This is a genomic window from Olivibacter sp. CPCC 100613 (assembly GCF_036959255.1).
GTDB lineage: Bacteria > Bacteroidota > Bacteroidia > Sphingobacteriales > Sphingobacteriaceae > Olivibacter.
On the sequence record NZ_JAWMTI010000001.1, the window covers coordinates 775,589 to 789,615 of the forward strand.

The 14,027-nt window shown below is 41.9% G+C and carries 8 protein-coding genes; 2 read left to right on the top strand and 6 right to left on the bottom strand.

Annotated elements, in window-relative coordinates:
* Positions 1-38: 38 nt before the first annotated feature.
* Positions 39-2,441 carry an ABC transporter permease gene (locus tag RYH73_RS02975; protein WP_335311775.1) on the top strand — a complete coding sequence of 801 codons (2,403 nt, stop codon included), beginning with the start codon at positions 39-41 and terminating at the stop codon, positions 2,439-2,441.
* Positions 2,442-2,533: 92 nt separating this feature from the next.
* Here RYH73_RS02975 and RYH73_RS02980 read toward each other — a convergent pair whose 3' ends face one another.
* The 6 genes from RYH73_RS02980 to RYH73_RS03005 all read right to left on the bottom strand — a co-directional run bounded on the left by RYH73_RS02980 (position 2,534) and on the right by RYH73_RS03005 (position 11,124).
* Positions 2,534-3,106 (bottom strand): hypothetical protein, encoded by a 573-nt coding sequence (locus tag RYH73_RS02980; protein WP_335311776.1) that lies wholly within the window; start codon positions 3,104-3,106, stop codon positions 2,534-2,536.
* Between the two features lie 29 nt (positions 3,107-3,135).
* Complete coding sequence (locus RYH73_RS02985) at positions 3,136-4,017, bottom strand: pectate lyase family protein (protein ID WP_335311777.1); 882 nt, start codon at positions 4,015-4,017, stop codon at positions 3,136-3,138.
* A 36-nt stretch (positions 4,018-4,053) separates the two neighbouring features.
* Positions 4,054-5,268: a Gfo/Idh/MocA family protein gene (locus RYH73_RS02990; protein ID WP_335311778.1), complete on the bottom strand. Its 1,215-nt coding sequence runs from the start codon at positions 5,266-5,268 to the stop codon at positions 4,054-4,056.
* Between the two features lie 20 nt (positions 5,269-5,288).
* On the bottom strand, positions 5,289-6,059 hold the full coding sequence (locus RYH73_RS02995; protein WP_335311779.1) for a rhamnogalacturonan acetylesterase: 771 nt from the start codon (positions 6,057-6,059) through the stop codon (positions 5,289-5,291).
* Between the two features lie 24 nt (positions 6,060-6,083).
* On the bottom strand, positions 6,084-7,763 hold the full coding sequence (locus RYH73_RS03000; protein ID WP_335311780.1) for a RagB/SusD family nutrient uptake outer membrane protein: 1,680 nt from the start codon (positions 7,761-7,763) through the stop codon (positions 6,084-6,086).
* Positions 7,764-7,857: 94 nt separating this feature from the next.
* Positions 7,858-11,124 carry a SusC/RagA family TonB-linked outer membrane protein gene (locus RYH73_RS03005; protein WP_335311781.1) on the bottom strand — a complete coding sequence of 1,089 codons (3,267 nt, stop codon included), beginning with the start codon at positions 11,122-11,124 and terminating at the stop codon, positions 7,858-7,860.
* A gap of 387 nt (positions 11,125-11,511) precedes the next feature.
* Here RYH73_RS03005 and RYH73_RS03010 point away from each other — a divergent pair, with 387 nt between their 5' ends.
* Complete coding sequence (locus RYH73_RS03010; RefSeq protein ID WP_335311782.1) at positions 11,512-13,926, top strand: ABC transporter permease; 2,415 nt, start codon at positions 11,512-11,514, stop codon at positions 13,924-13,926.
* Positions 13,927-14,027 lie beyond the last annotated feature (101 nt).

Sequence of the window (14,027 nt, forward strand, 5' to 3'; positions counted from 1 at the left end):
TCTTACGAGGAACTAATAACGGATAACAAATAACGATTATGTTTAAAAACTACATAAAAATCGCTTGGCGGAATATTAGAAGGAACAAATCCTTCACCATCATTAATGTATTTGGACTCACCTTAGGAATTACCTGTGCCTTATTGATTTTTGCTTTGGTACACTACCATTTTAGTTTTGACAATTTCCATAGGGGCGAAGAACGGATCTATCGTTTAGTTACGGAATGGCAAGATGATGTTGTGGATCATTCCGCTGGTGTTCCCGGCCCCTTGGGTAAGTCTTTTCGTGATGATTTTAGTTTGGACCAATATACTGCGCGGTCCATCAATTTCCGTGATATGCTCGTCACACTTCCCGGAACACCGGATAGGAAGAAATTTAACGAGGAAAACTTAATTGCTTATACAGAAGCCTCCTACTTTTCCATTTTTAATTTTCCTATTTCAAAAGGTGAGTCGGCAGAAGTCCTTGCAGATCCAAATACAGCAATCATCACTGAAAAAATCGCAAAAAAATATTTTGGAGATAGCAACCCCTTAGGGCAAATTATCAAAATCAACAATAACACCGATTTCACGGTGAAGGCTATCCTAAAAGATTTACCGAACAACACGGATCTTCAAAGTGAAGTATTCCTTTCCTTCGTGAACTTAAAGGATCGGGATCCAGAACTAGCGCGCGACGATGCTTGGAATGGTGTATATAGCGGAACGCAATGTTATACCTTATTGAAAGAAGGTATAAGTTTGGATATGGCCGAAAAAGCGCTGCGACAAACTTCCGAAAAACACTATCCAGGTCGAGATGCAAAAGTATGGAATTTCAAACTACAACCACTAAAGGACATTCATTTTAACCCCGTTTATAACGGCGCCATCAATAAAAATTACTTATATGCTTTATTATTTATCGGTTTATTGTTGCTTTCTACGGCCTGTATTAACTTTACAAACTTAGCGACAGCACAAGCGATCAATCGTGCAAAAGAAATCGGTATCCGAAAAGTACTGGGCAGCCGACAGAAACAACTTTTTTGGCAGTTTATTTCAGAAACTGCTCTTATTACTCTTATGTCCGCATTACTCGCTTATGGATTTGCTTCCCTATTGTTACCAAGCATCAATAGTATTTTTCAATCCGAAGTCCGTTTAAATTTATTAAGTTCGTGGCAAATGCCCCTATTTTTAACCGGTCTTATCGTTTTCGTTATTTTCCTTTCAGGATTTTATCCTGGCTTGGTATTGGGCGGTTTCAAACCCATCCAAGCCTTACGGAGTAAAATAACCCAGCGTGAAGTTGGTGGCTTTGCTTTGCGAAGGTCATTGGTCGTTGGACAATTTGCCATTTCTCAACTACTTATTATTGCCACGTTAATTATCGCGCGGCAGATACATTATGTCAATAATACGGATCTTGGTTTTGACAAAAGCGCTATTGTCAATTTACCTATTCCTGAAGCTGATAGCGATCAAATCAATAAAAAGTTGACACTTAAGAACCGCCTTGAAGGTACCAATGGTGTTCAAACAGTTTCCTTAAATTTTCAACCCCCTGCTTCCCGCTCAAACAGAACAACCAGTGTTCGCTATGATACCCGTACAGAAGAAGAAAGATGGAGCATCAATTTGAAATTTGCAGATAACCAATACCTATCTACATTCAATATGCAACTGGCCGCTGGCAGAAATATACGTCGATCGGATACAATTAATGAGTTTTTGGTGAACGAGACTTTTGTGAAGAAGCTTAATCTAACATCGGCGGAAGAAGTAATTGGAAAGAATATCACAGTAAATGGCACCGCTTATAATGGCCCTATTGTAGGTGTGGTGAAAGACTTTTATAACTATTCTTTCCGCAGTGAAAAGGACGCCATCTGTATTGCGTCTAACAGTGAAGAATATGTTAACTGTTCAATTAAAGTGAGCAGTCAACACCTGGCTTCTACCTTAGCTTCCTTCGAAAAGATATGGAGTGAAACCTATCCAGATTATGTATATTCCTATCAGTTTATGGATGACGCAGTCGCACAATTCTATGAAACCGACAATACCTTGCTCAAACTGATTCAAGCTTTTACACTCGTAGCTGTTTTAATAGGCTGTCTTGGCTTATATGGCTTGATCTCTTTTATGGCCTTTCATAAGACCAAAGAAATTGGTGTACGGAAAGTTTTAGGAGCCACCATACCGGATATTCTATGGATTTTTGGGAAGGAATTCATTCGTCTGCTAATCATCGCGTTTATAATTGCTGCGCCGATTACGTGGTGGAGTATGAAAGCGTATTTGCAAGATTTCTCTTACAAGATTGAAATAGGACTTAACGTTTTCTTATTGGCTATCGCCATTACTTTTGTCATTGCAATTATCACCATCGGTTTCCGTTCTATCAGAGCTGCTACGGTAAACCCGATAAAATCGTTGAGAAGTGAGTAATGGCTTATTAGTTACTCGTTATTGGTTATTTGTCAACCTGACTAAGAACGGATAACGAATAACTAAAAAGGGGCAGGAAGCGTTGGCATACCTTACAAACTATTCAAGTATTTTTCGAGCATCGTGTATCCATCATCGGCCAACTGATTTGCGTCAGTAGGATCATTTGGATCGAGCTGGTGATCAACTTCCCAAGTGTCTGGTATACCATCCTCGTCCGAATCATCAGGCGGCGTAACACTTTGCAGTGTAGGCCATCCTCCCACATCCTGTTGACTATCAATGATACCCGATGGGTGCTGGATGCCCGCCGTGTTTACCAGCGCGTAGGTAGCTCCCTCATAGGTTGCTGTTTTGTTTCTTACCTCCTGAATGATTCGTTTATCGACGGTATCTCGCCTGGGTAATACCGCACCTACATTGTTCAACACCTCCTGATAGGCCTCTTCTGCCGTACCTGTAAGCATGGGTAAAGTTGGGAAGGGTGTGTTTTGTTTGGCGGCGGCAATAAGCGCGGCTGCTCCCGGATAACTGTCGCGTTGCACCCCTTTCTCCCAATTGTCTGCACTTACGTCCGGAAATCCGTCAACGAAATTCCCGTGGATAAAAAACCTTCCGCCCCATACCGTATCACCGGCAGCAAGACTATAACTGGTATATTGCAAAATGCGATTTCTTTTATTGCTTATACTACTTACGGTACCCCCGGGCCATATTTATAATAGTTGTTGACCATATTATAGTCGCCATTCTCACCCCCATAAGTAGAGTTTATATTCCCCCAATTATAAATCACATTATTACGGAAGTCCACCAATTCTTCATCAGGACCAGTTGCGGCCAGTGTTCCCGAAAAGCGTGGATTCCGACTTGAATTATGGGAGAGCAGATTATGATGAAAGGAAGACCGATTCCCACCCCAGATTCCTCCATAGCCATGTGTTCCTTTTTCATGGGCAGATTTGTATAAACTTTCGCTCAGTATACACCATTGGAGCGAAAAGTCTGTAATACCATAAAAAGAACCGATTTCGTCTACCGACCAGCTCAAAGAACAATGATCAATGATAATATTTGCGTAAGGAGTTCCTCCCGCTGCCGGGAGCGAAGTATAGAGTGCATCCGTTGTGATGCCATTAATATCACCCAATCTAAACCGAAGATATCTGATAATAATATTATTTGCCCGTATAGCGGTTCCATAGCCGGCAACACAAATCCCATCCCCTGGCGCTGACTGTCCGGCAATGGTGATATTATCTTGCGTAATAAAGAGGTTACTTTCTAAAAAAATCGTTCCCGAAACCTTGAATAGAACCGTTCGATTGGGTTGGCTGACCGCATCTCTTAAACTTCCAGGGCCCGAGTTATTTAAGTTCGTTACATAATACACCGTTCCACCTCGTCCACCTGTAGCGAATTTTCCGTATCCCTCAGCCCCCGGAAATGCCACAAGAACATCATTAGGCAGTACGTTTCGAGTACTTGTCAATTGTTTTGACGGTGTGTCAATTGTTGCCTTGCTACAAGAAATTAATACAACAAGGGCAATGAATATCCATTTAATTCTTTCCATAATAGCGATTTTATATTGATTGTTAAGGGTATAAGGTTAGGCCGTATATTCAGGTTTCCAGTGTTGAACAGTCTCCGTTTCGGACGCTAAATTGCCCATGTGTATGGCAATTGTACTATCATATGCCGTATGCGCATTCGATAAAGGCTTCTCATTGGTCAGAATGCAATGAATAAAGTGTTGTAAGGAAAGGACGGAAGGGTCAGGCAACTGTTCATTCTTTTCTTTAAAAATCAGTTCCTCCGCTTCTCCCTGTGTTCTCGCTAGAAGCGTAGCGCCGGTAACACCATCAACCGTCCCCTGTTGATTCTTTGTCGATTCCCCATAGATAAATGCTTTATCCCGTTGGATCTCCAAGGTCGCCCGATCGCCTAAAATCCGTATATTATAGCCATTATAAGCATTTGATAATACAGAAGTTACGCTTGACTGTATCCCTCCGGGATATTCATAAACCGTTCGGATATGATCGTAAGTCTCCCGGCCATCCTTCCAATAATTGATCCCTCCAAAACCCACAACCTTCACGGGTTTCTTATCTAACAAATAATGCACGGCATCAATCTGATGAGCACAGAGCTCCGATAAGGGGCCGCCGCAATAGGCGCGGTACATTCGCCAATTGATTAATCTTTCATTTTTCGGATCATCTACCGGGAAGCGCCAATTGGAATTTCGATTGTATTGACATTCAAAATGGGTAATTTTCCCTAACCAATTTTGATTGATCACTTCCTTCACCCTATGATAAAGTGCAAAATAGCGGTATTGAAATCCTACTTGGAATATCTTTGAGGACGCCTCCACAACCTTCCGTAAATCGATCGCTTGCGGAATATCATAGGCCATGGCTTTTTCCAGGTAAACGTGTTTTTCAGCTTGTATGGCCTCTTTCGCCATGGGATAATGTAAAAAAAGGGGGGTAGCAATGACGACCGCATCGATGCTCTTGTCCGCCAACAGTTGTCTATAATCTGTATAAGTTGATACCTTACCTCCTATTATTTTACGAGCGCTAGCAAGGTGAGGCGCATAAACATCACATAATGCGGTAATCCTCACCCCTTCAATTCCCATCAATAACTTGATTAAACCGGTACCACGCGACCCCGTTCCAATAATACCTACTTGTATGGGATCGCTTAATATTCCACTTGAAAAGGACGGCAGTTTATCGAGGGCCAGTGATGAGAGCATCAATCCACTGCGCGTTAAAAACTCTTTCCTTGAATAATGATCAAATTTCTTCATGAATATTTTAGATATAATGGCTACTTAATGTATGCACGGAGTGGTAAGTTGGTTTCTTTCAATGCCGCGACCGCAAGCTTGGCGACATGTTTTGCTCCGGATTCCGATAAATGTGTATCATCCTTTTTCCCTTTGGGTAAAGAAGCAAATTTTCCCGGCGGGATGTGTAAAAATAATTCCTTGGATTGTTCAGGACCTATTTTTTCTAAACAAGCAGCTACCAGCGCATGTAAATCGACAAGCGGCGTATGTGTTGACTTAGCCACTTCTGCTACAACCGTTAAATAAGCACCATGGGTGTCCATGATATGCCCTTCTTGATCGAACTTGCGATGCGGTATGGATGTAAATAGAACGGGATAGGCATTTTTTGCCTGTACCTCTCGAACATATCGTTCTATATTTTGCTTAAATGTTGTGTGTGGATCTGTATGCCTAGCCGTGTCCAGCTTGGCATCATTATGACCAAACTGAATAAAGACGTAATCGCCGGCCTTAACCTGCTGTATGACCTTCGACCAAAAGCCTTCATCACGAAAACTTTTTGAACTGCGCCCGCTCATGGCCTCGTTATGTATACGTACCTGTTTTGTAAACAAGGGAGGGGCAAGCTGCATCCAGCCACGGATGGGGTACCCCTTACCGAATTTATTAAGATAGCTTGCCGTATAATCGGCCATGGTGGAATCACCAATGGAATAAATATGGACCTCTTCTGGTTGCTTAAAGCTAAACAGGCATAAAAGACCTACGATAAGGCCTAACTTCTTCCTATAATGGTAAGGTATCATCTTTCTGTGATTAAATGTTTACAATTAATAACCATAATCCTGTGTTAGGTTCGGGTTGGCATCTATAGCGGTCTGTGGAATTGGAAATAGTTCGCTATGATTAGCCCTAAAAAGCTGAGCAACGTTCGTAATCCAACCATCTGTCAACGCTGCCATCCAATTTACTCTTATAAAGCCTTCAGGAGCGATTGCCGGACTCGCTTCATACAACGAATTCCCCCATACGACCTCCTGCTCAGTCGGTTTATAATACATATACTGTGGCAGCTGATCATAAGGGGCTACTTTGTTTTTCATTTTAGTAAGTACCTCTCGAACCGCTTGTATCTTCTGATCGATTAAATTCCAGCGGATGAGGTCATACTTACGGATACCTTCCCCTCCAAACTCCAGATAACGCTCTTGTACCAAAGCCGTAAAAAAGTCTTCTTTAGTGTTTGGAATATCCCCAATCATTGCTCCGTTGCCATCATAGGCTCGCATCCGAACTTCCTGTAATGCCATAATAGCGTCATTGCTTGGGCCATTTTGCAACTCATTCTCAGCCTCAGCAAACATCAATAATACATCTGAAAATCGAATTAGGGGCCAATTCAAACCTGTTGCCTGAATAGCGGAGGAAAGGCGCGGATTGATCCAATCCGAACGGAATTTCCCGCTGGTCATATTTAAAAGTGGTTGTACCTTTTTACTATAATCCGGATCATTATAATAGGGGGCACAAGTAACATCCCGTCGAGTATCCAACGAGTCAAACGCATAAAAATAAGCGGGTATAATTCTAATCTGACCATTACCCAGTAACGATGTATTCCCGGGAACATAAAACCGCGGGCCATCATAATACCCTAAATTACTATCCGTTTCTCGTCCCATTGCTACTTCAAACAGAATTTCCCCATGAGGGTCAAGGGTATAAGCATCAATCCCTTCTTTGAATACCGCTTGAAAGCTTGGATTGAGCGTATGCTGCTCCCGATGTTGCATGAGTTCATAGCATTCATCTCGCGCAATCTGATAAAAAGACAGGTAATCGCCTGTTCGTTCCATACGGTTATTTCTGCGAAGGGAAAACCCGGCACGATATAGGGCCAATCTTGCTCGTAAAGCTTTTGCGGCCCCTTTCGTAATACGCTCGTCGTTACTGGCCTCCGTCCGCCAAGGTAGCAGCTCTTGTGCGGTTTTCAAGTCTGCAATCAAACGGGTATAAATCGTATCACGATCGACTTTCGGTAAGGTGAGCTCAACTTGGTCAGCTGCCGGTTCAAAAGGAGCCGGAATATCACCCCAATTGCGAATAAGCTCAAAATAAAACTGCGCCCTCAATGTAAGCGCTTCTCCGTACAACCTTTTTAACTCAAGCTGCTCCGATGCCGCCCCATTGCTGTATAGATCCATTGTAGGAATATTTTTTATACAAATATTGGCCCTTTCAACACCTGCATATAACTGTTCAAAAGGGCCGGCAAGCTGCGCATTGGTCGCTTGTAAATTATAGCGTGATAAATCTCGGGAGCTGTTATCCGGAGCAGCACCATTCAAAACACCAACCATTTCATCGCTGTCATAAGGATACATCAGGCTCAGCCGGCTTCCATAGGCTTGTAGCCCGGATAAACGATCATACACACCCAAAACGGCACTTCTTGCATTGGGTACGTTGCTAAATACATAATTTTCACTGAATGCAGATGGCGGTTCCATATCCAAATACTTTTTGCATGAAAACAGCGATAAGGAAAGTACAAAAACAAGGATTGTTCCTTTTAAAAAAATCTTAGATAGCATGGTCATGATGTTAAAGCGTAAGATTAAGACCGATTATATATGTTTTACTTCTTGGGTAGGCGGAATAATCAACTCCTGGCGTAGTAGGCACTGCTCTACGTGTATTCACCTCTGGATCATAGCCTGAATAATTGGTAAACACAGCCAAGTTATTCACCGTTCCATACACCCTTAACTTTTTTAGTTTGATTTTTTGAAGCACCCTATTGGGCAAACTATAACCAATGGTGATATTATTAATCCGTAAAAAAGACCCATCTTCCATCGCCCAAGACGTTGGGTACCAAGCCCCGACACCACTGATAGGTATCCAGATGGAGGCATTTTGGTTTAGCGCGGCTAAGGCATCGGGTGCGATTCCTTTTACCACCTGCTGCCCTCCCTCAGTTACAACCTGCTGTACCACCTGACCATTACCGTCGATCGTCTTCCAACGATCGTTCATAATTGCTAGGGAGTTTGAATTGCTGCTATAGCCATTGGTAAATTCTATCTTGTTGGCATTGTAGATTTTGTTTCCATACACGAAATTCAAGAAAATGCTCATATCAAAATTCTTATAGGTGAATTGCTGAAATAATCCACCTGTAAATTTTGGCGTCGCATCGCCGATAATGGTTTTATCATTTTCATCTATGCGATTATTACCATCCAGATCTTTCAATTTCATCCATCCGGGCTGGGCCGTACCGATTGCATTAGAAACATCTACCACGCCTTCTTTTAGTGTATAAATAGACGTCTCCGGATCATAATTAAAATCGTTCACCGAATAGAAGCCATCCGATACAAAGCCATACATGGTACCTACAGACTGACCAACTTGCACCACATAATCTGCCGGTTGTCCCGAAATACCAAAGCCCGAATATTCATAATAATAGGACTGGCTATTGGATAACTTATCGATTCGATTACGGTTAAAGGATAAATTGAATGCCGTATTCCAAGTAAAATTCTTATTGCTGATAGCCGTGGCATTGAGTTGAAATTCAATTCCTTTATTAGACGTATTTCCGATATTCTGTAACTGTGTTTTATAACCTGAGGTGGTCGGTATGGGTACATTTAACAATAAATCGTTCACTTTATTGTGATAGGCATCAACGGTAAGTTGAATACGGGAATTGAATAACGCAAGGTCCAATCCAATATTTTTAGATACCGTCGTTTCCCAAATCAAATCGCGATTCGCCAGGTCATTAACGGCCAATCCCGGCAAAATCTGTTCGTTTAAAGCGTATTTAGATCCAATACCAAAGATATTCAAGAATAAATAATCGTCTATACGATCATTCCCTGCCGAGCCATAGCTGGCCCGTAGCTTCATGTCTGATATAACCGGTACATTTTTCAGGAATGGCTCATCTGAGAGTCTCCAGGCAATAGAACCGGAAGGAAAGAATCCCCAGCGTTTGTCGGACGCAAACCTAGACGAGGCATCAGCACGTATACTGAACGATGCCAAGTATTTATCTGCAAACGCATAATTTGTTCGATTGAAGAAAGAAACCGTACGTGTTTCTGAGTTATAGGTCTGTGGATAGGTGGGAATAACCGTACCGAGGCTTAATTGCGCCAAGGCTTTTTCGGCGCCAATACCCTCTGGAAAATAACGTAACTGATTCTCCGTTCTTTTGGAAGAAATGGTATAGAATTCATTTCCCAGGATCGCATCGATGTGATGTTGTTCACGCTGTATCTTGAAGGTTAACACATTGCTGTTATTAAAGCTGTTGCGTTCTGTGCCCAAGAGCGATACCATGGGTAAACGTGCCCCTAAGGTTCTGGCTTTGGAAGTGATACCATCATCAAAACTATTAATGTCTTCATTTTGATAGTTAAAGCCTGCTGAAGAACGAAATGAAAGCCAGTCGTTGAACACGTAATTGGCATAGCCATTCAGATTGGTAATCCGTGTATGCCTATTTCTGTATTGTGCATCACTTAATTGCACGGGATTAATAATACCAAGTGCATTCCCTGTATTGGTCTCTTCGTAATAGGCTTCATCTAACTCTTCCTCTGATAAACCGCCAATAGTAAGCGGTCTATATTTTATCGTATGCCGGAGCATATTATACGTAGACCCCGCTTCATCTGCGGTCCCGGCCCCATTTATTGTCCGATTATTATAACGCACATTAAAACCTATTTTCAACTTGGCGTTAATCTTGTTATCAAATCGAAAATTGAGCATTTTCCGATGAAAGTCTGAGTTAAGCATAATCCCTTCATCATCATTGCTGGTTAGGCTCAAGTTATACTGAATGGCCTCCGTACCACCTGTAATACTCAGGTTATGGGTCTGCATGAAGGCATCATTACCAAATGTTTTCTTTTGCCAATCCACAAAAGGCTCATTTTTATATTTTTCCAGTTCATCCCATTGGCCGTACATGGCCGCAAATCCCTCTTCCATGCTGGTATTTCCCCTTGTGCGTTCATACTGCCTGACCACGAAATCATAAGGACGCATCACGTCCAACTTATTCGCAAGTTGCTTTAAACCAAAAATATTACTATAGCCTATTTCTGTTTTCATTTCCTTCCCCCCTTTCGTGGTGATAATGACCACGCCATTCGCACCACGTGCACCATAGATTGCCGTGGAGGAGGCATCTTTCAATACGTCAATCGAGGCGATATCTTGAGGAGATAAGCTGTTAAGCCCATCTTCGACCTGAATACCATCAATAATGTATAAGGGTGAGTTATCTTGGGTAATAGAACCTCCTCCCCGGATTTTCAATTGCACATTGGCACCCGGAGAGCCTTCTGATGTTGTGACCTGCACACCGGCGAGTCTACCTGTAAGTGCCTCCGCGGCTGAGTTGATGGGAATATCCTTTAATTGTTTATCATTCAGGGAAGAAACCGACCCGGTTAAATCTTTCCGACTTACGGTAGCATATCCGATTGCCACTACCTCATCCAGCATTACTTGGTCTTTTTTGAGTGCTATCTGCAGTGTTTGCTGATCATTGATCGGTATCTCCTTTTGCAAATAGCCTGTTGACCTGGCTACCAAGACCGCATTATTCCCTTCGGGACGCGATAGCTGAAAATGTCCCTTCTCATCCGTTTGCGTGACCAAGGATGACCGGAGAAATAAGATGGTAACCCCCGCAAGCGGCTCTTTCGAATCGGCGTCCGTAACGGTTCCACGAATACTTTCACTCTGTTTTTTTTGTTCCTGTGCATATCCTTTCCCGTACAAAAGGAGCACTACGAGTAGCCCTAATAAAGCTGTTGGATAGGTTTTCTTTCTTTTCATAATTTAAACAGTAGGTTTTTCCGCTACTAATAGGAAGCGGATAACACGACCCCGAGTTTATATTGGTAAAATTGGTTGCCTTAAGGAATATCAAGCAATTTATACTCCTTGTGTTCCAAAAATATCAGTTAACTCCATTGCTTATATGAAAATGATTAACCTATTAACGAGAACGTTGCCGAAAATGAATATATCAAGCCAAAACTGTCCGAATACGGACACTGGTTGTCCGAATATGGACAATGGCTGGAACAGTAATCGCTTTAATGGTTAAATAAGGCCTTTTTGACGATGGCAAAAAAGTTGTATAACGACAAATTGTAAGCTATTTGATAAAAAAATCATCCGCAAGGTGGATAGCTGAAATACCGCTGAAAAACAAATCATATGTTTAAAAACTATATAAAAATTGCTTGGCGAAATTTGTTACGATACAAATTCGTTTCCTTCATCAACCTGTTTGGATTGAGTGTAGGAATCACCTGTTGTTTGCTCATCGCTTTGTATGTATTAGATGAGTTGCGTTATGACCGCTATAACAGCAAAGCCGACCGAATTTATCGAGTGGAACGAACGTTCTTAAATTCGGAGAGCAAAAGCACCTCCTTAGAACTGGGTGCTGTTGCACCGCCCGTTGGCCCTTTACTACAAAATGATTTTAAGGACATCCAAACAATGACCAGTATGCTTCCTCTCGGAGGAATGACTTTTCAGTACCAGGACAAAATATTCAATGAAGAGAATGTATACTGCACGGATGAAAATCTTTTTAAGATTTTTGATTTTACAGTAACTAAAGGGGATCCAAAAACAGCGCTACGAGAGCCCTATTCCATTATGCTTTCCGAAGAAATGGCCAAAAAATACTTTGGAACGGAAAATCCGTTAAACAAGTTATTAAAAATTGATCAAAAACTAACGGGCACGGTAACGGGGGTTTATAAATCGCTTCCCTCGGATGCACATTGGCATCCCAATGTGATGGTTTCTTTTTCTACACTAAGAGATACCGCTGTATACGGTGAAGAACAACTTCGTACAAATTGGGGAAATAACGCCTTTTATACGTACGTTTTGCTGCCTAAAGATTACGATGCCAACAAACTGGAAGTACAATTCCCCGCTTTTTTAAATAGACATATTCCCGGTGCCGATAATAAAGCCCAAGAGTGGACTTTTCTTTCGTTAAGAAAACTAACGGACATACATCTTCATTCCCATAAGGATTCTGAATTGGAAGAGAATGGCGACATCAAGCGGGTTTATATTTTTTCTATAATAGGTCTTTTTATTCTATTGATTGCTTGTATCAATTACATGAATCTATCCACTGCCCGCTCTGCGCTACGTGCAAAAGAAATTGGAATCCGAAAAGTTGTTGGGGCAGAGAAAACAGAATTGATTTATCAGTTTTTAAGTGAAAGTGTTCTGCTCTGCTTGCTCGCCTCCTTGATCTCTATTGTATTAACAGGTATGGCGTTATCCGGATTAAATCTACTGGCAGGAAAGGCCTTTACGGTAGCACATTTATTACAGCCTCCTATTTTAATTGGCATAATCACACTCCCTCTCATTATCGGTGTGCTATCCGGTATTTATCCGGCCCTGTTTCTTTCCGGTTTCAAGCCCATCAGCGTATTGAAAGGTATTTTCAAAACAGGTGAAAACACATTTTCTCTCCGAAAGGCACTTGTCGTGTTTCAATTTTCTATTTCCATTATACTGATCGTTGGTACCCTGATCGTATTCAGGCAACTCCAATACATCCAAAACAAAAGTTTAGGTTTTAATAAAGAACAGATTGTAGTTCTTAACAACAACCAAGGGCTGGATGGTACTTTTCAGTCTTTTAAAACCAGCCTATTGGCTAATCCGAACGTTAAGGAAGTAGGAAGATCCAGTCGAATCCCGTCAGGAAGATTATTAGACGCGGCCGGCTCACAGATCAATTTAGGAAATGGCTTAGCCCCGTCCAAGGCAGATATCAAATATGTACGTAGCGATGCCGGCTTTATCCCTGCTTATGGAATCCATATGATTACCGGTAGAAATTTTCACGCCGATAATAATCGGGATACCTCTTCCTTTATTCTGAACGAAGCTGCAATTCGTGTTTTAGGTTTAACGCCAGAAGAAGCAATCGGCAAACCTTTTAAATACGACGCTAGAGTAGGGCAAATTGTCGGGATCATGAACAATTTCAATTTTGAATCTTTGCACCAACGCATTCTACCTTTGGTTTTATTTAATTCCGCTAATGAGAATGATTACGGCCGAATTTCGGTGAAGATTAACGGAAATGTTCAACAGGCTGTGGAACACCTGCAAGCAGTCTGGGAAAAATATCTGCCCGAAGCACCTTTTACCTATATTTTTTTGGATGATCGTTTTGCCAATTTATATAAAGCAGAACGGCAACAACAAGTAATTTTCACCCTATTCTCCTGTATTGCCATTGCCATTGCCTGTTTAGGATTGTTCGGTCTTTCCGCTTTTACCATCACGCAACGCGTCAAAGAAATAGGTATTCGGAAGGTATTAGGTGCCAGCACCGCAACGCTTGTTCGCCTGCTTTCTGCCGATTTTTTACGTCTGGTACTCATTGCAGCTATTATTGCATTCCCCTTGGCCTGGTATGTTATGAGCAATTGGTTAAACGACTTTGCCTACCGCATTGAGATAGAATGGTGGATATTTGGCTTTGCTTTAATCATGGCACTGATCATCGCTTTTTTTACGATCAGCTTTCAAGCGATTAAGGCCGCAATGGCCAATCCGGTGAATAGTTTGCGCAATGAGTGAATTTAGTTATTGGTTATCGGTTCTTAGTTGTTGGGCAGAAGAAAGGCCGCACCGTAAGAGGGATAAGCTACTTGAACGAAACATCAAAAATAGAAAGCAGG

Bases quoted from the DNA above. Each gene is read 5' to 3' on its own strand.
- RYH73_RS03010 (WP_335311782.1), top strand. From the start codon at position 11,512: ATGTTTAAAAACTATATAAAAATTGCTTGGCGAAATTTGTTACGATAC.
- RYH73_RS02995 (WP_335311779.1), bottom strand. From the start codon at position 6,059: ATGATACCTTACCATTATAGGAAGAAGTTAGGCCTTATCGTAGGTCTT.
- RYH73_RS02975 (WP_335311775.1), top strand. From the start codon at position 39: ATGTTTAAAAACTACATAAAAATCGCTTGGCGGAATATTAGAAGGAAC.
- RYH73_RS02990 (WP_335311778.1), bottom strand. From the start codon at position 5,268: ATGAAGAAATTTGATCATTATTCAAGGAAAGAGTTTTTAACGCGCAGT.
- RYH73_RS03000 (WP_335311780.1), bottom strand. From the start codon at position 7,763: ATGGAACCGCCATCTGCATTCAGTGAAAATTATGTATTTAGCAACGTA.
- RYH73_RS02985 (WP_335311777.1), bottom strand. From the start codon at position 4,017: ATGGAAAGAATTAAATGGATATTCATTGCCCTTGTTGTATTAATTTCT.
- RYH73_RS03005 (WP_335311781.1), bottom strand. From the start codon at position 11,124: ATGAAAAGAAAGAAAACCTATCCAACAGCTTTATTAGGGCTACTCGTA.